The 16,706-nt window shown below is 63.3% G+C and carries 16 protein-coding genes; 1 reads left to right on the top strand and 15 read right to left on the bottom strand.

The features are described from left to right. Positions 1–74: 74 nt before the first annotated feature. The 15 genes from ACFFUC_RS14890 to ACFFUC_RS14820 all read right to left on the bottom strand — a co-directional run bounded on the left by ACFFUC_RS14890 (position 75) and on the right by ACFFUC_RS14820 (position 15,404). Positions 75–1,667: an ABC transporter substrate-binding protein gene (locus tag ACFFUC_RS14890; RefSeq protein WP_377687557.1), complete on the bottom strand. Its 1,593-nt coding sequence runs from the start codon at positions 1,665–1,667 to the stop codon at positions 75–77. A gap of 111 nt (positions 1,668–1,778) precedes the next feature. Continuing rightward, entirely contained in the window at positions 1,779–3,413 is a 1,635-nt protein-coding gene (locus ACFFUC_RS14885) for an amidohydrolase (RefSeq protein ID WP_377687555.1), read from the bottom strand. 171 nt (positions 3,414–3,584) lie between these two features. Next, the gene (locus ACFFUC_RS14880) at positions 3,585–5,237 is read right to left on the bottom strand and encodes a Na/Pi cotransporter family protein (protein ID WP_377687553.1); all 1,653 of its coding nucleotides are present in this window, start codon (positions 5,235–5,237) and stop codon (positions 3,585–3,587) included. Between the two features lie 103 nt (positions 5,238–5,340). Further along, a complete protein-coding gene (gene napH / locus ACFFUC_RS14875; RefSeq protein WP_377687552.1) occupies positions 5,341–6,192 on the bottom strand; it encodes a quinol dehydrogenase ferredoxin subunit NapH in 852 nt (283 codons plus the stop codon). Next, a complete protein-coding gene (gene napG, locus ACFFUC_RS14870; RefSeq protein WP_377687550.1) occupies positions 6,192–6,857 on the bottom strand; it encodes a ferredoxin-type protein NapG in 666 nt (221 codons plus the stop codon). Before napG ends, napH begins: the two co-directional genes overlap by 1 nt. Before the next feature lie 34 nt (positions 6,858–6,891). Further along, a complete protein-coding gene (locus tag ACFFUC_RS14865) occupies positions 6,892–8,112 on the bottom strand; it encodes a cytochrome-c peroxidase (protein ID WP_377687548.1) in 1,221 nt (406 codons plus the stop codon). Then, complete coding sequence (mauJ, locus tag ACFFUC_RS14860; RefSeq protein WP_377687546.1) at positions 8,106–9,035, bottom strand: methylamine utilization protein MauJ; 930 nt, start codon at positions 9,033–9,035, stop codon at positions 8,106–8,108. The genes ACFFUC_RS14865 and mauJ overlap by 7 nt, the downstream gene beginning before the upstream one ends. A 52-nt stretch (positions 9,036–9,087) precedes the next feature. Further along, a complete protein-coding gene (locus ACFFUC_RS14855; protein WP_377687545.1) occupies positions 9,088–9,474 on the bottom strand; it encodes an amicyanin in 387 nt (128 codons plus the stop codon). A gap of 74 nt (positions 9,475–9,548) precedes the next feature. Further along, on the bottom strand, positions 9,549–10,115 hold the full coding sequence (gene mauA / locus ACFFUC_RS14850) for a methylamine dehydrogenase (amicyanin) small subunit (RefSeq protein WP_377687543.1): 567 nt from the start codon (positions 10,113–10,115) through the stop codon (positions 9,549–9,551). 45 nt (positions 10,116–10,160) lie between these two features. After that, positions 10,161–10,760 (bottom strand): methylamine dehydrogenase accessory protein MauD, encoded by a 600-nt coding sequence (mauD, locus tag ACFFUC_RS14845; RefSeq protein WP_377687541.1) that lies wholly within the window; start codon positions 10,758–10,760, stop codon positions 10,161–10,163. A 2-nt stretch (positions 10,761–10,762) separates the two neighbouring features. Beyond that, positions 10,763–11,326: a MauE/DoxX family redox-associated membrane protein gene (locus ACFFUC_RS14840; protein ID WP_377687539.1), complete on the bottom strand. Its 564-nt coding sequence runs from the start codon at positions 11,324–11,326 to the stop codon at positions 10,763–10,765. 1 nt (position 11,327) lies between these two features. Further along, positions 11,328–12,584 (bottom strand): methylamine dehydrogenase (amicyanin) large subunit, encoded by a 1,257-nt coding sequence (gene mauB, locus ACFFUC_RS14835; protein WP_377687538.1) that lies wholly within the window; start codon positions 12,582–12,584, stop codon positions 11,328–11,330. A 102-nt stretch (positions 12,585–12,686) separates the two neighbouring features. After that, entirely contained in the window at positions 12,687–13,526 is an 840-nt protein-coding gene (locus tag ACFFUC_RS14830; protein WP_377687536.1) for a methylamine utilization protein MauF, read from the bottom strand. Between the two features lie 326 nt (positions 13,527–13,852). Beyond that, positions 13,853–14,272, bottom strand: a complete 420-nt coding sequence (locus ACFFUC_RS14825; RefSeq protein WP_377687534.1) for a hypothetical protein — start codon at positions 14,270–14,272, stop codon at positions 13,853–13,855. A 58-nt stretch (positions 14,273–14,330) separates the two neighbouring features. After that, a complete protein-coding gene (locus tag ACFFUC_RS14820; protein ID WP_377687532.1) occupies positions 14,331–15,404 on the bottom strand; it encodes a zinc-binding alcohol dehydrogenase family protein in 1,074 nt (357 codons plus the stop codon). A gap of 255 nt (positions 15,405–15,659) precedes the next feature. On the opposite strand from ACFFUC_RS14820, the gene ACFFUC_RS14815 reads away from it, so the two are divergent. Continuing rightward, positions 15,660–16,598: an FCD domain-containing protein gene (locus tag ACFFUC_RS14815; RefSeq protein WP_377687530.1), complete on the top strand. Its 939-nt coding sequence runs from the start codon at positions 15,660–15,662 to the stop codon at positions 16,596–16,598. The last annotated feature ends 108 nt before the right edge of the window (positions 16,599–16,706 follow it).

Raw genomic sequence — 16,706 nt, 5'->3', positions numbered from 1 at the left:
CTGCCTTTCGTTGGAATTAAGCGGAAGGCTGGACGGGCCCGGAAGACCGGCCCCGCCCTACCGTGTGACTGCGCTTATTTGCGCGAATCGGGTGCCGTCTCGTCGATCCAGATATCTTCGTAATCCTGGACCGCCAGTTCGACCGAGTTCTGCTTGAGGCCGTGGACCCAAGGCTGATAAGCCATGACCGCCTTGTTGTAGTTGAAGAACCAGACCGGCGCTTCTTCCTGCAAAAGATCGTTGGCCCGCTTCAGGATCTCGGTCTGTTTCGCCAGATCGGTCTCGTTTCCGGCCGCATCGATCAGCTTGTCGAAATCGGGATTGGCGAATTTGACGTAGTTACAGGCCGCCTGCGAGGTCTCCGAATGGAAGCAGGTCAGGTATTTCAGCGGATCGGGCCCCGACGAGTTCGACCAGATGAAGCTCTCGAAATTGTCCGAGACGATCTTGTCGGACAGAACCGGACCTTCGACCGGATCGGTCGTTACCGTCACGCCGACTTTCGCGAGCATCGGAATGATCGCCTCGACAATCGGCAGACCCCAGCTTTCATTGGGCGTCGCGGTGACCGAGAAGGTCAGCCCGCTCTCGTAGCCCGCTTCCTTCAGCAGCTCCTTGGCCTTGTCGGGATCATAGGCATAGGGCTGCGCATCGGCGTTGAACGCGGGCGAGGAGACCGGAAGCCACGAGACCGCCGGATAGGCTTTGTCCTTCAGAAGCTTCTTGATGATGACTTCGCTGTTGATCGCGTGGTTGATCGCCTGACGGACGCGCTTGTCCTTGAAGGCCTCGATCTTGGGGTTGAAGCCGATGTTGCGGGTATAGACCTCGGCCACTTCGAGGATGTGGTCTTTCAGCGCCGCATCCTGGCCATAGGCCTCGTATTGCACCGGACCAAGGACGTTCGCGTCGATCTCGCCGTTGCGGAAGGCCACGTCGCGCGCGGCGGCTTCTCCCATCAGCATGATTTCAAGCTTGTCGAGGTGGGGTTTGCCTTCTTCAAAGTAGTCGTCGAATTTGACCAGCTCGACCTTCGAGCCCGGAACGTAATTCGCCAGTTTGAACGGGCCGAGGCCGTTCGGCTTGGAGGCCAGCTGATCCTCGGGATAATCCTTGGAATAGATCGGCGCATAGTTCGACATCAGCACCCAACCCGGATCGGCAAGGTTGGTCATGGTGATCTCGACGGTGCGGTCGTCGATCTTCTTGAGGCCGGAGATGGTCTCGGCAGCACCGCTTTGCACCTCTTGCGCGCCGGCAATGGTCAGGATCTGCTCGGCGCCGGTCAGGGCTTTCTTGGGGTCGGCAAGGCGGTTGTAGCTGAAGATCACGTCATCGGCGTCCAGCGTGTCGCCGTTGTGGAAGACCGCTTCGCGCAGCTTGAACGTATAGGTCTTGCCGTCGGCCGATTTCTCGACCGATTCCGCCAGATCCAGCTCGGGCTTGCCGCTCTCGGGGTTCCATTTGTAGAGCGAACGGTTCATCGCCTTGGCGACGATCTCGTCTTGCGTATGCGGCGTCGCGGTGATGTCGAGCGAGCCGATCGACGAGCCGTAAGGCGCGGTAAAGACGAATTTGCCGCCGTCGCGCGGCGTTGCATCCTGTGCCAGCGCGGCGGTTGCCGTGCCCAAAGCGAGCGCGGCCATCAGGCCAAGTTTGGTCAGCATCTTGCGGTCTCTCTCCCTGTTTTGGGGGCTTGTTCCCCCGTTTTCTCTTGTCGTCGCGGTGGGCGGGCGCCCGAGGGCACCACGCCGCAATCTTGTCGCCTTCCGGCCGCCTCAGTTCGCCGAAAACAGGTCGTGGACGATGCGGCCGTCCAGAATGGTCATCTCGCAGCGCGTATCGTTCAGAATATCGCCCGGCTCCGCCGTCAGCAGATCGCGCGAGAACACCGCGATATCCGCAAGCATTCCGGCATCGAGGCGGCCTTTGACGCCCTCGGCCCCCTGCGAATAGGCACCGTGTTCGGTATAGGCGCGCAGGGCCTCTTCGGGGGTCAGGATCTCGGAAGCATCCATCACCGTGCCCTTGTGGGTCTGGCGCGTCAGCATCGCATGCAGATCGGGATAAGGATTGGGCGAGCAGACGGGGCTGTCGCTGCCGGTCGAGGGCTTCATGCCCAAAGCGTCCCAGGTCTTGATCGGATAGGAACGCAGGCCGCGCTCGGGCCCAAGAACCGCGATATAGGCATCGCCGAAATCGTGGATGAAGGCCTGTTGCGGCGCGGGCAGGATCCCTGCCGCCAACATGCGCTGGTTCAGCTCGTCGTCGGCATAGCCGCAATGCTCGATCCGGTGGCGGTGGGTGTGGTCGGGATTGGCGGCACGCACACGCTCATAAGCGCGCACCAGCTGGTCAATCGCACCGTCGCCGATGCCGTGGCACACCATCGTATAGCCAAGGCCGGTATAACGGTCGACCAGTTCGAAAAGCTGCTCGTCGGGCAGCATCTGGACGCCGAAATTCTCGGGCTCGCCGTGATAGGGCTGGCGCATCCATGCGGTGCGCCCGCCCGCCGAGCCGTCGGTAAAAATCTTCACGCCGCCGATGCGGAACATGTCGTTGCCGACGCCCGTGACCAGACCGACCGCATGGCAGCGCTCGACGATCGAGGAACCGGGATCGCCCAGAAGCGTGGCCCAGACACGGACCGGCAGACGACCGTCGCGGTCGGCAAGGTGATAGGCCTGGATCTCGGTCATGCCGTCGATCTGGCCGGTCGCCGCATCCATGCACGAGGTAATGCCGTATTCGATCAGATGGCGGCCGCCGATTTCGATCGCGTCGATGATTTCCTCGAGCGAGGGGGTCGGCTGGACGTTATAGACGAGGTTTTGGGCATTTTCGGCCAGCATGCCAGTCAGCACGCCATTCGCGCGGCCGATGACACCGCCGTCGGGATCGGGCGTCTCGAAGGTAATGCCCGCCAGCGCCAGACCGGCCGAGTTCGCGACCGTGACATGGCCGCAAGCCCGCGTCACCGAGACCGGATGGTCGGGCAGTGCCGCGTCAAGTTCCTGCGCCGTCGGCATCAGCCCGTCGTCATAGCGCGTCTGGTCGAAACCGCGCGCGCGGATCCATTCGCCTTTGGGCGTTTGCGCCGCGCGGGCCTGAAGCGCCGCGATCAGCGCGGCACGGGTCGGCGCGGCATCGGCGGTCGCATCGACCTGCTGTTGCAGCAGGCCCGTAGAGATCAGATGGAGATGCGCATCATTGAGACCCGGCATCGCGAAACGCCCGCCCAGATCGATGACCCGCGTGCCCTCGCCGATCAGCGGAGCGATATCCTGATTGCTGCCCGAGGCCAGAACGCGGTTGCCCTTGACCGCCAATGCCTCGACCGTCGGCGTGCCGTAGCCAAGCCAGATCTTGCCGCGCGAAAGCACGAGATCAGCGGTAATCCTGGATGTCATGATGCAAGCTTTCTTCCCTCGGTCGGCCCGAATGTTCAGGCCAATTGTTTATACAATGAGGTGTCCAAACTGGCCCGTGCTGTCAAGGCGTCGTCACAATGTCGGGAGCGGAAAATTGCACGCCGCAGAGCCTTCTGCCCGCGCCTTAAGCACAGGCAAATGCAACAAAAATCAACTGCCGCCGGTCTTTATGCGGCTGTCGCGCAGCAGGCCCTGTTCGTTCAGGATCGGATAGGCGACCGAGGCGAGATGGGCATTCACGCGCTTGAGGTCGCGCAGAAGATCCATGTGGATCGAGCTGGTCTCGATCGTCTCGACGCGGCCTTGGCGCACCCGTTCGAGATGCTTCTCCGCCGAGGCCTCCTCGAGCCGCCGGATCTGGACTTTCGCCTCGATCAGCTTTGAGGCCAAGGTCAGATCCCGCGACAGGAAAATCGCCTGCGCCATCCGCAGATTGTCGCTGGTTTCGCGGAAGAATGCCGTGATTTCGGCCAGACCTTCGGGAGAGAGCGCCAGCTGTTTGCGGGCCTTCTTCGCCAAAAGCTCGGTCAGCCCGCTCTGGATGATGTCGCCGACCTGCTCGAGGTTGATCGCATAGGAAATGATCTCGTTGGCCTGTTTGCTGTCGGCAGGGTCGAGCTCGGCCTGCGAGAGCCGCGCGACGTAAAGCTTGATGGCCTCGTGCAGCTTGTCGACTTGCGCCTCGCGGGTTTCGATCCGCTCGGCAAGACCGTCATCGGCGGTGGCGACCGAATGCATCGCGTCGGAAAGCATCTCGGCCACCAGATCTCCCAGCCGCAGGGTCTCGCGCTTGGCGACGGCGAGAGCCAGTTCGGGCGTATCGAGCAGGCTGTCGTCAAGATAGGAAGGCCGGTCGAGCTGGCTTTGCGGACGGTCCGGCACCAAATGCGCAACCAGCCGGCCGACAGGCGCGATCAGCGGCAGAAACACCAGCAAAAGCGCGATGTTGAAGGCGATATGGGCAATCGCGGGCAGACGGCGCGGATCATCGGTCAGGGCAATCAGCCCCTCGGCCAGAGGGTGGGCGAAAATCGTGATCACAAAAGCGCCGATGCCGCGCACGACGAGATTGGCCAGCGTCAGACGCCGCGCCTCGACCCCGTCGGCGGCCGTGGCCAGCATCGCGGGGATCGCGCCGCCGAAATTCGCCCCGGCGACCAGATAGATCGCCATCGGCGGCGAGATGATCCCGCCCCCCGCCAGCACCATCGCGAGCACGATCACCGCAAGGCTCGACGAAGCGATAACCGCCATCCCCGAGGCCAGCAGCACCGCCAGAAGCGGCGCATCGCCAAGCGCGGCCAGCACGGTCGCGACAATGCGGGAATCGCGCAGGGGCAGCGTCGCATCATCCATCAACCGCAGCGCCAGCAGCATCAGGCCCAGCCCCAGAACCGCCCGCGCAACGCCTTTCGTCGTGAGCGATTGCGCCCGCAGGGTCATCGCGACGCCGATCAGGATCAGCAGGCTCGAGAAGGCGCTGACATCGGCCGACAGCACCAATGCCACGATCGCCGTCCCGAGATTGGCCCCCAGCATCACCGCCTGAGCCATGCCGAGAGTGACGAATTCGCGCGCTGCAAAGGATGCCGTGATCACCGCCACCGCCGTGCTCGATTGCAGCGCGAGCGTCGCGAAAAAGCCCCAGAAAGCAGCCGAGACGCGGTTTTTGGTGCCCTTGGCGATCCACTGCCGCAGCTTGGTGCCGAAGGCACGCATGATACCGGTCTTGATCTGGCCGAGCCCCCATAAAAGCAGGGCGGCCGCGCCAAGGATATTCACGAGATCGACGGTTGATTCCAATGCCTTGCCCCCTCGCGCCGCGCGAACCGGCCGGTCTGCGGCTCTCCATGACAACAGAAGGGATCTCCGGCGGGCGTTAGTCAAGCGCCCGCCCGAAACAGCCTTACGGCCGCAGCCGCGTGGTCATGGCAAAGACATCGACGGGGCAGGAATCGATGCAGCCGCCGCAATTCTGGCAATCGCCGTGCAGGATCAGCGGACTGTCCTTGCCCTTGAGTGCGGGCACGATGACATGCGGCTCGGGGCAGATGTTGAAACAGGCGCCGCAATCGGTACAGGCCTCGCGGTGCCGCGCGGAAACGCGGACCAGCGACGCCCGCCCGATCACGCCGTAAAACGCGCCGACGGGGCAGAGATGGCTGCACCAAGCGCGACGCGAGACAAAAAGGTCGAGAAAGAAGACCAGCAGGATCACCACCCAGCCGACCCCGATGCCGGTGATGAAGGCGCGTTGCAACATGCTGACGGGATTGACGAATTCCCAAGCGATCGTGCCGGTCAGAACCGAGGCGATCAGCGTCCCGATCAAGATGTAGATCCGCGTGCGCTTGTCGAGCTTGCGGTCGCGCGTCAGGCCCAGCTTTTCACGAAGCCAGAAGGCGGCGTCGGTGACGACATTGACCGGACAGACCCAGCCGCAATAGGCCCGACCGCCGACCAGCAGGTAAAAACCCGCAACCAGCGCCGCCCCGATCACCGCAGGCACCGCCGGCCACCAGCCCCCTGCAAGCGATTGCACGAAAATATAGGGATCGGTCAGCCGCACCGCGCCGAAAATATCGCTGGAGGCGAGGTTCCCGCGCGCGATCCAATAGCCGAAGACCGGTCCGGCCATAAAGATCGCCAAGGCCAGAATTTGTGTCATCCGGCGCAGGAACCACCACTTATGGGCCCTCAGCACCCCATGCGCTGCGACTCCCAGCTTGCGACTGTCCGAGATCCACCAGCCCAGCATCACACCTCGCGCCCCGCGCGGTTGCGCCCGGGCCCGCCCAACCCCAGATCGCGCGGCAGTACGCGGATCGCGGCATGGCCCAGCACGCATTGCTTTTCGCAGGTGCCGCAGCCGGTGCATTTGTCGGAATGCACGACGGGAATCTCGACCTTGCGGCCGTTGACCTCCATCGGCTCGAGCGAAATTGCCTCGCCGCGGATCGGGCAGACGCGCACGCAGATGCCGCAACTCAGCCCCTTGAAATTGAGACAGGTTTCATGGCCGACCAGCACCGCGACCCCCATATCGGCATCTTTGATCGACGGCAGCGCGCTGTCCAAAGCCCCAGTCGGGCAGGCTTTGGCGCAAGGGATGTCCTTGCACATGTAGCAAGGCGTCTCTCGCGGGGTGAAAAATGGCGTACCCAAAGGGGCCTCCTGCCCCCATTCGGCAAGCGAGAGCGTGCCATAGGGGCAGGCTTGGACGCAGAGCCCGCAATGGACGCAGGCGGCGAGGAAATCGGCCTCGGGCAATGCCCCCGGCGGGCGGATTGCGCGGGCATCTGCCTTGCTCGCCGAATGGATCAGCGCCGCAAGGGAAAAGCCGCCAAGACAGGCCACGCCTGCGGCCTTGGCGGTTTCGGTGATTGCCTGACGGCGGGTGACCTTGCGTTTGCTTGGTGCCATCTCCGTACTCCAAAGGGCGGTCCGCTGGCGCGGCTTATTCGCCCTCCCCGGCTTTCGCGGCCGCGCGGGCCGCCCGCTGTTCTTCGAGCAAGGGCTCGTATCGCGCATCGGTCAGGGTTTCGAGGAAGGCCACCAGCGCATCGACGCGCGCATCACTGACCGTCAACCCCGATTTCAGCTCTTTCATCGCCAGATTCTCGCCGACCTCGGGATCCCCCCAAGGCTCGCCGGTTTCCGGATTGATCTGCCATTTCTGCGCGGTGGTGGTGTATTTATTGTAAAAGACCACGGCCGTGCGCAGTTCCTTGAACGCCCCATTATGCATGTAAGGGCCGGTTACCGCCACATTGCGCAGGGTCGGAACCTTGAATTTCCCCGCCTGCGACGGATCGTCGATGCCCGGATGGCCCGCCAGACCGAGATCAGTGAAATCCATGCCCAGACCGCTGGCCGCGCGGGCCTCGGGGTTCACGGGGATGCCGATGTTGCGGTATTCGAAATTCGAAAAGCTCTCGCGTTCGGTCACACCCTGCGCCCGCAGCTGGTGGCAGAGGCGGCAGTTCCACGTCAGATAGACGGCATAGCCGAATTCTTCCTCTTTGCTCAGCTCGGCCTCGCCGCGCAGGAAGCGGTCGAATTTGGAATCGAAGGGCATGAATTCGGGCGTGCCCTGATAGGCCGCCAAAGCCGTCGAGGCATGGGAGAACGCCTGATCGACATCGCCAAGCGCATCCGCTCCGAAAAGCGCGTCGAATGCGGCGACATAATCGGGATTGGCACGCAGACGCCCGACCACGGCGGCCTTGTCGGGCATCGCCATTTCGACGGGGTTGAGCATGGGCTGGCCTGCCTGATCCGCGAGATCCCTTGCGCGGCCGTCCCAGAACTGGCCGCCTTTATACTCGCCCTTTTCCTCCCAGAAGTGGAATTCGGGGCTCATGGCGACATAGGAAAGCGTGGGGGTGTTGCGGTCGCCATGCGACTGGCCGTCATCGCCGACCGAGACCGCCTGACCGGCAAGCCCTTCGCGCGGATCGGTAAAGGCGCGCTCGGGGTCGTGGCAGGTGGCGCAGGACTGGTTGCCGTTGAGCGACAAGGCGGGGTCCGAAAACAATTGCCCGCCCAGAATCTCCAGCGAGCCCGTTGCGGAAGGCAGTGCCCGTTCCTCCGAAGCAAATCCCGCGATGACCGAAACTCCGGTCACCGCCGTCAAGGCCACGGCGGTCAAAGCCGCCAACCGCAGACGCGTCAGCATATCTGTTCTCCAAGAGCGTAAAGCGGCTCGCCATCGGCACGGGCATTGGGCAGGACGGCGCTGCGGGCCTTGGCACGCATCTTCAGCTCCGCGAGGATCAGACGATGCGACACGAGGTCCGTGAGGTTCGCGATCTGTGCCAGACGCTGCTGCGCCGCCAGATCATCCGATACAGCCGCCAAAAGCCCCTCGGGCGTGGTCAGACGAGCATGTTCGGGCCGGATGGCGGCGATCAGATCGCCAAGGGCCAGCCCGAGAAATTGCGACGAGAACTCCATGGCGCCGGCATGGACCAGCATTTCCTGCGTGACGCGGAAACCTTCGGCCCCGCTGCCCGTCAAAGCCGCATGGCCGGCATAAGCGGCATGGAGCACCGCGAATCCGGCCATCAGGCGGCTTGCGGCATCGGGCGCGTTGCGGGCGCGCTGGAAGAGTTCGATGACAGGGACCAGATCGCCCTCGACCGGAGCGAGCGTGTCGAATTCGAGATGCATGGCGCTTGGCCGGAACGGCGTGCAGCGCCAGCGCGCTCCGTGGCCGGTATCGGCGATGCGCCAGCCCGCGATCGCCATGCCGCGCCCGATTTCGGCCAGATAGCGCATCATTCGCGGCTGGAAATCGGCATGGGCCTTGGCCAAGGCATCCTGTGCCGAGGTCGCGGGCAGACGGTAGATGACCTCGCTCAGCTTGCTGGCATCATTGCCGTGGAAGGTGATGCGCATGCCCGCAGGTGCCGCGCCATCGTCGAGATCCTGCCCCGAGGGGCTCGCGACCAGATCCAGCTCCCATGCCTGGGTCACCGGATTTCTGAGAAAGAAGCCGACCAGAAAATCCCTGACGCTTTCGTCCGCCCGCGAAAGACGGATCACGGAAGGGTCGCTTTCCGCCTTCAGCGAGGCGCGAATGTCGTAGGGAATCCACATGGCCGGCTCCTTTCAAACGGTCGGGGCGGCGCTGTCGCGCAGCCTTGCGCCGTTACTCGACGATGACTTTGCCGCGCATGAAGGGATGCGGGGTGCAGTGGTAATCGTAGGTGCCGGCCTCGTTGAAGGTGACCGAGAAAGCCTGGCCCTTCTTGAGCATCACGCCTTTCAGCTCGTTCTCGCCGACGACGCCTTTGACGAAATCGACGTTGTGCGGCATGGCCTCGAGGTTGATCCAAGTGACGGTCTGGCCGGCTTTGATCGTGACTTCGGGGGTTTCGTATTTCATCTTGTTGATGTTCACGATCACCGAATCCGCCGGCACATCCGCTGCGGCAATCGCGGCTTCGGACGGCACGGTAACCTTGTCCGCGGCAAATGCGCCCGTCGCACCGAAAGCCGCAATCGCGAGAGCGGCCAGCAACGACCGGGTTTTCATCGCAGAATTCATTTCTCTCTCCCTGGAGTAAACTCTGCCGGACGCGCGCCTCCTTGCACGCGTCCGGCAGTGAATCAGCTTGCTTTGCCGACGATCGGCGAAATCGTGCAGTGATAGGTCATCGCGTCATCTTCCGCGCCGAAGCACCAGATGATGTCGTTCGCGAATTCCGGACGGTAGACCGGCAGCTCGCCCTCGGTGTTGAGGCAGGGGCAACGACCCGAAACGTTGTAGCCACAGCAATCGCGGTAGGCGATGAGGTAGCTTTGGCCGTCGGTCGGGTTGTAGCAGCTGGCGACCCAGGAGGCCGAAGCCAGCTTGGTGCCCGGGGGGCAGTTGGTCAGCGAGCCGCCCGAGCAGTCGCAGACGTTGCCGTCGATCGAACAGTGGCGCCAGTAGTCGCAGGACTGGACGTCATGGTCCTGCGGCACGAATTTGGCGCGCGGATCGCTGCCCGCTGCCGCTCCGGCGGCATTGGCGCGGCTGACGCGGCCGCGGCGGTCGACCGGCAGCAGCGGCACAAGCGCCACGCCTGCGACAACGGTTCCGATCTTGCCGATCATGCTGCGGCGGCTGGTCCGACCGGCCACGCGGCGCGACATCTTTTCGACCATCTCGTCGAATTTGAAATTCCCCAGCATCGATATTTCCTCCCTCTGCTCGGGGTTGTGACGAAAAGGCGCCCTTTAGGCCGCCTTGTTCTTGCGGCTCGACATGTACTGCTGGAGCGAGGCGAAACCGGTCTTGTCGGCTTCGAGCAGGCTTTCCAGATGTTCGCGCGTATTGGTCAGGCCCTTCGAGCGGATGACGCCCTGCGGGTCGATCAGCACGCCGTAAGGGATCTTGCCGACCTGGAAGGCCATGCCGGCTTCTGCCGAGACGACGTAACGGATCTGGCCCAGCTCGTGGTTGTCGAGGAAGCGCTTGTGCTCGTCCTGCGCACCGTCCGAGATCATGACGACGGAAAGCTTTTCGGCTTTCGCGATCGATTTGATGATCGGGAACAGCTTGTCGCAGACCGGGCAGGTCGGCGCGGTGAACATGATCAGCGTCGAGCGCCCGTCAGCCGCGGCACCACCGATGTTCATCGGGCGGCCGAAATAGTCGGGCAGCTCGAATTCGGGGGCTTTGTCGCCGATGTCGGGCCCGTGATCGGTGATCATTGCACCCATGGGCGAGGAGCGCTCGTGCAGCAGGCCGACCTGGCGCATCAGGCCCAAAAGCACGACCGTCACCCCGAGGAACGCCAGCCAGAGAAGGATGTTGGAAGCAACAAGGAAGGTCATGATCAGCGTCCTTTCGAGGAAAGGTTAGAGGATTGCGCGGCGGTGATCCCGCCGAGCAGGGTGGCGCTGAAGTAGAGCAGCATCGCCATACCGCCTGCGGCCAGGCCGACGAAGGCGTCGGCAGGCCCTGCGGCCGGAACCGAAGGCAGCAGCCAGACCACGCCCAAAGCGAGCACGGTCAGCACGATGTTGCGGCCGACGAGCAGCCAGCTAACCGGCTGTTTCAGGCCCTGACGGAAGCATCCGCAATCGATATAGGTCCGGCCCCGCATCACGTTGATCGCCAAAGCTGCGGCGAAAACCATAAGCAGGACGGCGGCGGCCGCGGCGGCCGGAACCGCCAACGGCCGGATGACCAGCCCCACGGCGACTGCCAGTTCGACAACCGGCAGCACGAAGGCGACGACACGGCTCGGCCCGTCGGGCAGAAGCCGGAAGTTGCGCACCACGCCATAGAACTCTTCGATGCGGCTCAGCTTCGACAGAGCCGCCGTCACGAAGAGCAGCGCGAGGAAAACCCGCACGGCCAACGTGATCAGAGGTTCGTGAAGAATTGCCTCCATCATCTTACGGCTCCAGATCGTGCACGTTGAGGACCTGCGGACCGCGGCCGAGCTGGTCGACCTTGCGCAGTTCCTTGCCGGTTTCGGCGTCGTAGACGTAAAGCGTGCGGTCGCCGGTCGAGAGGCCGTAAAGCAGCGCGTCGTTGTCCTGGCTCACGGCAACCGAGTCGATCTCGTGGCCCAGCTCGAACTTGTTCACGCGCTCGCCGGTCTTGAGGTCGGTGACGACGAGGAAACGGCTCGCGGTCTTGTGGCGCCACTGGTCACGCTGGTCGACCAGCAGATAGGAGCGGTCCTTGGTGCGGTGATAGGCGACCTGCTGCCAGCCGCCCGGACGCCAGTCGGCGGCCTGTTCTTCGGCGGTCAGCGTCTCGATCGGGTCCATGAAATTGGCATCGCCCGAGCTCAGGTCGACCTGATAGATCTTGCCGGTATAGGTCGGCCAGACGATCTTTTTCGACTTCATCGAATAGGCGGGATGGTTGATGAGATATTCGTCTTCGCCGTGGAAGACGGCGGTCTGCGTGACCTTGTCTTCGGCGCCCATCTCGACCTTCGCGAGGCTGCCGTCGCGGCAGTGCATGAAGAAGGTGCTCTCGCTCGAGGGGAACATGTGGAAGCAGTCCGGCACATCGATCATGCGGTCGAACTTCTTGCCCTCGATATCGACCAGACCCACGGCCGGAGCCGGCGAGAACTGGTAGAAGAGCAGCGATTTGTTGTCCGGCATGAACGTCGTCATCCACGGATAGGTCCCCACGAGGAAACGGGGGGCATTCGGCAGCTCGATATCGGCGGTCGGCAGCAGCGTCTTGGGGTCGTAGACCTCGACGTAATCCGTGCGTTCTCCGCGCGAAATGCGCGAGAAGACCGTGCTTGCCTGGGCGATCATCGAGCCGTCGTCGGTCACGACCGGGTTCGGAAGGAAGCCGCCGTCGAGCATGCCTTCAACCGTACCGTCGGAGCCGTTGATGATGAATTGCTGCGTGATTGCCGCGAAATGCGCCGGATCGCCGACATAAACGCGGTGGGCGTCCGGTGCCGGAGCTTCGCGGACATGCGGCTCGTCCTCGCCGCCTTCGGCCAGATATTTCGCCGCATCGGCCGCTTCGCGCTGGCCTTCGGTCTGTGCGGCGGCATCGGCTGCTGCCGGTGCGGCTTCCTGAGCGAATGCCGTTCCCAGAGCGAGTACCGAGCACATCATGCCCGCGCCCAGAACGCGCTTCCAGTCAGCCTGCAGTAAATTGCTTGGATAGGCCATCGAATCCTCCCTAAGATGGCGACCTGACACCTGCGGCCCTGCACAAGCGTCGCTGGATAGTTCTTCTTGTCTTGAGGCGCGCGAGCGGGCGCGCCCCGATCGTCAGATCAGGGCAAGCACCGCGAATGCTGCGCCAAGGGCAGCAAGGATGGCCCCGTCAACCATGGCCGCGCGCTCTTGATTGCGGGCGAGCCATGCCTGAATGGCATAGTCCTTGCAGGGCAGTAGATTGACCGCGACCGGCAGATAGCGGCCGAGGTTGAACAGCGCGATGATCGCGATGGCCGCCGGAATATTGCCGGTGAACACCGCCGCAAGCGTCATCATGTAAAGCAGCGGCGTCTGGACATAGGTCAGGTAGTCCAGCCCGAGCGACAGGCCGTAAAGGCCACCGATCACCCATTTGGGGAAACGGTTGCGCGCGTCATGGGGCACCTGAGCCCGGCGCTGCGGATAGGGTGCGCGCACGAGATCGAGCTGATGCGCCCCGTAAAGCAGGCCGATGATCGCCAGAACCGTCAGCGCGATGGTCGAAGCGATGCCGGTAAAGCCCGCTATGGCCCCGATCGCGCCCAAAAGCGTGCCCAGAATGACCGCCCCTGCCGCATAGCCGAGGCCATGCATCGCGAATGTCGGCAACCAGCCGATCGCCTCCTTCACACCACGACCGTTGGGCCGCAAAAGCGAGATCGAGGAATAGCCGCAGGGCGACCAGGTGGACAGAACCCCACCAGCGACCGCCGCCACGCCCAGAACCGACCAGAGCGCAGCGGAAACATCCGCAGCGCCCGACAGCATGAAGCCGCCAACGCCACCAACCGCCGCCGAAGCAAGCAGGATCACGCCACGGGTAGACTTCGAGTAAGTGTCTGGAAAGAAAACGCAATCCGCCACCGAGTTTTCATCACCCGATACCGCCATGGTTTCATCTATAGACGCCATTCCTCCCTCCCCTGAAGGTGCCTCGTCTGGGCATACCATTGCCTACAATGATGCAAACACGGAACTTTAGTTGCGGCAATTAAGACTTAGGGGTGAAATTATTTTCACCAGTCGAAAACTGATCGCGCAATCCAAAGGGGGTGACAGGACAAAATGTCGCAGCTTCACGGGGGTTTGCGACATTTCCGTCAGCGCACCACGTCAAGAAACAGCGTTTCTTTACAGGAAAATTTCGGGGTAAAAAAATCCGCCTGCGCCCGCCATTCGGGCCGATTTCCCGCGAAAGGCGAGAAAACCAGACGAATCAACCATATCGGCGCTGAGGCCTATGCTTCAATCTGTCCCGCGGCCTCGTCGGGCAGGGTCGCCTCGAATCGCTCGCGCAGGCTGCGGATCTCGTCACGCGCCAGCGGCGCACGCCCCGACAAGGCCCGCGCCGGAGCGAGCGAGGCCCATCGGAGCCCCGCAAAGACCAGCGCCATCGCGGCCAAAGCCAGCACCACCATCGCGGGGAAATTGCTTTCGAAAGCCGAGAAGCCCTTGGCCAGCATAAGGGCGACCAGCGCGAGCACGGCCATCGCGCCAAAGATTACCAGCGGGATCAGCATCAGGATGCGACGCACCATGGCCGCGCGCTCGGGCGGGGTGACGAAATAGGCGGCACCCTGCGGCTCGACCTCGTAGATGAAGCCGTCGATCACCGGAATGAAGCGTCCCTTGGGTGCCCATTTCCTTGTTCGCTGCATCGCCGCCCTCCCCGCTTTTTGTCAGCTTCCGCAGAGCGCGCGCCGGATGCAAGCGCGATCAGGGCCGCACCACCGCCTTGATCAGCAACTCGCGGTCATGGGCGAGCGCGGCGAAGCGCTCGGTCAGCTCTGTCAGGGTCAGTTCGGCCGACAAAAGCGCGCCGGTATCGATCGCGCCCGAGCGGATCGCCGCCATGACATGCTCGAAATCCGCGCGCAAAGCGTTGCGGCTGCCGATGATGCGGGACTCGCGCTTGTGGAATTCGGGATCCTCGAAGCTGATGCGGTCCTTGACCACGCTGACCAGAACATAGGTCGAGCCGTGGGCCAGCAGCGCAAAGCCCGCCTCGATCGCCTTGGCCGAGCCGGTCGCGTCGAAAACCAGATCGAAGCCGTCGGCCAGATCGCCTTCGAGGATCTTCGCCGGATCGTCATGCAGATGCGCAAAGCCGAATTTCTCCGCCGCCTGCGCCAACCGTTTGCGGCTGAGATCGAGCAGATGGACCTCTGCCCCTGCAAGCCGCGCGAAAAGCGCCGTGCCGATGCCGATCGGACCCGCGCCGGTCACCAGCACGCGGTCGCCCGCGACAATCCCCGAACGCGCCACGGCATGGGCCCCGATCGCAAGGAATTCGACCATTGCCGCTGCCACCTCGTCCAGCCCCTCGGCGGAATAGACATTGCCCGCGGGCACCGCGATGCGCGAGGTCAGACCGCCGTCGCGATGAACCCCCAACACCCCGATTTTCATGCAGCAATTGGGCTTGCCGCGCAGACAGGGGCGGCATTCACCGCAGGAGACATAGGGGTTGATGACCACGAGAGACCCCGCCGCAAGCCGCCCCTCGGCGGTCACGAGATCCGCGACCAACCGGCCCGACAGCTCGTGGCCGATGACGCGCGGATAGTCGAGATAGGGGTGTTTGCCCTCGAAGATATGGTAATCCGTGCCGCAGAGGCCGACTACCGCGATATCGATCAAAACCCAGCCCTCGGGCGCGGAATCGGGCAAGGGCTGTTCGACGATCGCGAACTGACCCGGCGCGATGCAGCTTCCCGCCAGCATCATTCCCGCAGATGCGGTTCGGGGCGAGAGCCCGCCCTTTACGGCTTGGCCGGCACTGTCTTCCATCGCAAAGTTCCTTGCAGGGGATTGCACGTCGAAATCTCCGCCTCGGGGCGGCTTTCGCGAAACCTGCGACATGCCGGGCTGTCGCGTCAATTGTTTTTAATCATAATCAACAATTGTGCTGATCCTGCCCCGCAATACCTGTCGCTGTCGGCCGGAAACGCCTTTTGGCGAGAATGCGGCCAGACAGGCACGCGCCCTCTTCATTCGCGCTGCAAAAGCTGCTTTCCTCTGGTGAAACAGGCGGAGGGCGTGCGATTGGGCAGAACAGACGAACGGTTCCGCGAGGCCTACAACACCCTGCTCGACTATTGCGGCACGCTCGAACCGGGTGAAAGCCTGCCGGCCGAGCTGCTGTTGTCCTCCCGCCTCGAGGTCAGCCGCACCATTGTGCGCAGCGCGCTCGAACGGATGCATAGCGAGACGATCATCCACTGGAGCGGACGCGACAAGACGCTTTTGCGCCACCCTCTGCCGCGCGACCGGCTGGAGACGCAGGGCGGCGCGATTTCGGAGGAAGAGCTCGAGCGCCAGTTTCTCGACTGGATCCTGCGCGCCGACATTCCGCCGCAAACCGCGCTCAATGTCACCGATCTGTCGCGGCGCTTTCAGGTTCCGGCCTATGCATTCCAGGAATTTCTGGCCTCGCTCAGCCGCTTCGGACTGGTGCGGCGGCGTCCGCGCGGCGGCTGGGAAATGGTCGGATTTACCCGCGATTTCGCGGTCGAGCTGTCGGATTTCCGCATGATCCTCGAACTCAACGCGGTTTCGCATCTGCTGGCCCTGCCTGCGGATCACGCGGTTTGGCGCGAACTGGCCGCGCTCAGGGACGAGCACCAGCGCCTCGAAAACCGCATTGATCACCATTTCCACGATTTCTCGCAACTCGACGAGCGTTTCCACAACACGATCGGCGCCGTGGTTCAAAACCGCTTCGCGGCGGAGTTCAGCAAGGTTATCTCGCTGATCTTCCACTATCATTTTCAATGGGACAAGACCGACGAACGCGACCGCAACCATGCCGCCATCGCCGAGCATCTCGCGATCATCGCCGCCCTCGAGGCGCGCGACGAAGAGGCCGCGCTTGCGGCGACCCGAAGCCACCTGCGCACCTCGAAACAGACGCTTCTGGCCTCTTTGCGCTTTCACGCGGCGGAGGACGGTGCCGGGTTCCTCCCCGACGCCCCGCCTGCCTGAGCGCCAAAAGAAGGACATGGAACGTTTGCGCACTTGCGGGCGGGCCGGTCTGTCCGCCACATTGTGCCAACCGGCCCTCTATAGGCCCGCGAGCAACGCGGCCCGACG

Source organism: Paracoccus cavernae (assembly GCF_042430175.1).
Taxonomy (GTDB): domain Bacteria; phylum Pseudomonadota; class Alphaproteobacteria; order Rhodobacterales; family Rhodobacteraceae; genus Paracoccus; species Paracoccus cavernae.
Note: the sequence above shows the minus strand (reverse complement) of the source record. Positions and strands in the feature narration are given on the sequence as shown.

Bases quoted from the DNA above. Each gene is read 5' to 3' on its own strand.
- napG (WP_377687550.1), bottom strand. From the start codon at position 6,857: ATGGCACCAAGCAAACGCAAGGTCACCCGCCGTCAGGCAATCACCGAA.
- mauB (WP_377687538.1), bottom strand. From the start codon at position 12,584: ATGGCCTATCCAAGCAATTTACTGCAGGCTGACTGGAAGCGCGTTCTG.
- ACFFUC_RS14830 (WP_377687536.1), bottom strand. From the start codon at position 13,526: ATGGCGTCTATAGATGAAACCATGGCGGTATCGGGTGATGAAAACTCG.
- mauJ (WP_377687546.1), bottom strand. From the start codon at position 9,035: ATGTGGATTCCCTACGACATTCGCGCCTCGCTGAAGGCGGAAAGCGAC.
- ACFFUC_RS14885 (WP_377687555.1), bottom strand. From the start codon at position 3,413: ATGACATCCAGGATTACCGCTGATCTCGTGCTTTCGCGCGGCAAGATC.
- ACFFUC_RS14855 (WP_377687545.1), bottom strand. From the start codon at position 9,474: ATGAAAACCCGGTCGTTGCTGGCCGCTCTCGCGATTGCGGCTTTCGGT.
- ACFFUC_RS14865 (WP_377687548.1), bottom strand. From the start codon at position 8,112: ATGCTGACGCGTCTGCGGTTGGCGGCTTTGACCGCCGTGGCCTTGACG.
- ACFFUC_RS14825 (WP_377687534.1), bottom strand. From the start codon at position 14,272: ATGCAGCGAACAAGGAAATGGGCACCCAAGGGACGCTTCATTCCGGTG.
- napH (WP_377687552.1), bottom strand. From the start codon at position 6,192: ATGCTGGGCTGGTGGATCTCGGACAGTCGCAAGCTGGGAGTCGCAGCG.
- ACFFUC_RS14820 (WP_377687532.1), bottom strand. From the start codon at position 15,404: ATGGAAGACAGTGCCGGCCAAGCCGTAAAGGGCGGGCTCTCGCCCCGA.
- ACFFUC_RS14890 (WP_377687557.1), bottom strand. From the start codon at position 1,667: ATGCTGACCAAACTTGGCCTGATGGCCGCGCTCGCTTTGGGCACGGCA.
- ACFFUC_RS14840 (WP_377687539.1), bottom strand. From the start codon at position 11,326: ATGATGGAGGCAATTCTTCACGAACCTCTGATCACGTTGGCCGTGCGG.
- mauA (WP_377687543.1), bottom strand. From the start codon at position 10,115: ATGCTGGGGAATTTCAAATTCGACGAGATGGTCGAAAAGATGTCGCGC.
- mauD (WP_377687541.1), bottom strand. From the start codon at position 10,760: ATGACCTTCCTTGTTGCTTCCAACATCCTTCTCTGGCTGGCGTTCCTC.